The sequence below is a fragment of the Oleiphilus sp. HI0086 genome (genome assembly GCF_001635225.1).
This window is the reverse complement of sequence record NZ_LWFZ01001242.1, coordinates 1-907: the sequence shown is the minus strand read 5'-3', so window position 1 is coordinate 907 and position 907 is coordinate 1. Positions and strand designations below refer to the sequence as shown.

2 protein-coding genes and 1 pseudogene are annotated in these 907 nt (G+C 44.0%); all 3 read right to left on the bottom strand.

Going from position 1 to position 907, the window contains the following annotated elements; all coding sequences use genetic code 11:
* Positions 1–538, bottom strand: a 538-nt coding sequence (locus A3756_RS21550; protein ID WP_156490671.1) for a cbb3-type cytochrome c oxidase N-terminal domain-containing protein, incomplete at its 3' end; no start/stop codon positions are given.
* 2 nt (positions 539–540) lie between these two features.
* Entirely contained in the window at positions 541–723 is a 183-nt protein-coding gene (locus A3756_RS21545) for a CcoQ/FixQ family Cbb3-type cytochrome c oxidase assembly chaperone (RefSeq protein ID WP_068506528.1), read from the bottom strand.
* Between the two features lie 2 nt (positions 724–725).
* Positions 726–907, bottom strand: a pseudogene (locus A3756_RS28140) (peptidase S41); the annotation flags it as partial.

Sequence of the window (907 nt, the reverse complement as noted above, 5' to 3'; positions counted from 1 at the left end):
CTTGACGGCCATTTAGAATTGACTGCGAAATCAAATCTGAACTATTTCCGTATAGCCAGTCATCATCTGCAAGATTCGGAAAGCCTTTTGAGCCTTTAGCATCGGAACCATGGCATTGCGAACAGTTATTGTCAAACAAGCGTGAAGCAGTTTTCATTGCTTCAGTATTTGCTTGAAGTTCTTCAGCTGTTTTGCCCTCAAATTGAGAAAAGAAGGCAGCGCGGTCCGCTCTATTCTTTTCCATTTGGGCGTCTAACTGATTAAGTTGAGTCCAACCTAATGAACCTTCGTTATTACCTAGTGCAGGGTAAAGGTACATGTAAATTGCTGCAAAAATAGTTGTCAGAATAAACATGTTAAACCACCACTTTGGTAGTGGGTGATTCAGTTCGGATATACCGTCCCATTCATGTCCGGTAGACTCGACCTCACCGCTCTCATCCGACTTCTTTGAAGAAGTCGCGAACAGTAGCCACATGACACCAACTAGGTTGCCGATGACCAATACACTGATGAAAATACTCCATCCTGTACTCATAATTAGGCCTCACTTTTTTCTTTGTTATTGCAAGTATTCGTTGCAGTGTTATCCAAGGGAAGATTTGCCATTTCCTCGAACGCTTCTTTACGCTTGCCACTCCAGCTCCAGAAGCAAATTCCGATGAACGTAAGCAAAAGCATGCCGGTCATTAAACCGCTTAGTGTGTGCTGTAATTCGCCCATGCTTATCTCCCGTTGTTTGCAGTGCCAAGCACTTGCAAGTATGCAATCAAAGCATCGATTTCAGTCATATTTGCTAGCTGGGCGGGCCCGTTAGCGATTTCTTCGTCTGAATAGGGATGGCCTAGTAAACGTAAGGCTTCCATTTTGCTTATAATGCTATCAGTTTCTGCTGGTGCCTCGGCTA